A 665-nucleotide genomic window follows, 5' to 3' on the forward strand; every position below is an offset into this window, starting at 1 on the left:
GGCTTCGCCACCGGAACATCGTCGACGATGTCGATCCGCAGCGTCGCGGTCGCATCATCGGCGGCGTTGCCGTCGCTGTCCGCCACCACGATCACAAAGCTCTCGTAAGGCGTCAGGTCGGTCGCGTGGTTGACATTGTCGGTCAGCGTATAGCTGTAGTTCACCACATTGCCGACGATCGAGGTCACCGTCAGCGTGCCATAGTCGCCTGCATAGGTGCCGCCCACAACCGCAGGCTGTCCGCCGATCGTGACCGTCGAGGCCCCGTCGCCATTGGTGAAGCTGAACGACCCCGTCGTCGTCTCGCTGTTCGACGGCTCGTTCGAGCCGGCGGACTCACCCGCGCGAACCGGAAGACCCGCTTCGTCGACCGACGTGCCGGGCGTACCCACCGCCGGAACCGTCAGCGTCGGCGTGTCGTTCGCGCCGTTGATCGTGATCGTCAGCGTCGTCGTCGACGTATCATTGTCGCCGTCGGTGATCGTATAGGTGAACGTCTCGGTCAGCGTCTGACCCGTCGTCAGCGCCTGTACCGCCGGATCCATATTGTTCAGCGCATAGCTGTAGCTGCCGTCCGCATTCAGCGTCAGCGTGCCATGCGCACCCGCAACCCCTGCGCCCACCGCGCCGACGGTCGCGCCAAAGCTGACACCCGTCACGCTCGC

At 65.0% G+C, this 665-nt stretch carries 1 protein-coding gene; it reads right to left on the reverse strand.

From position 1 onward, the window contains the following. Positions 1 to 665: VCBS domain-containing protein (locus ACSYDV_RS22385; RefSeq protein WP_438326298.1), on the reverse strand; the 665-nt coding region annotated here is incomplete at both ends.

This window comes from Sphingopyxis selenitireducens (assembly GCF_051550705.1).
Taxonomy (GTDB): domain Bacteria; phylum Pseudomonadota; class Alphaproteobacteria; order Sphingomonadales; family Sphingomonadaceae; genus Sphingopyxis.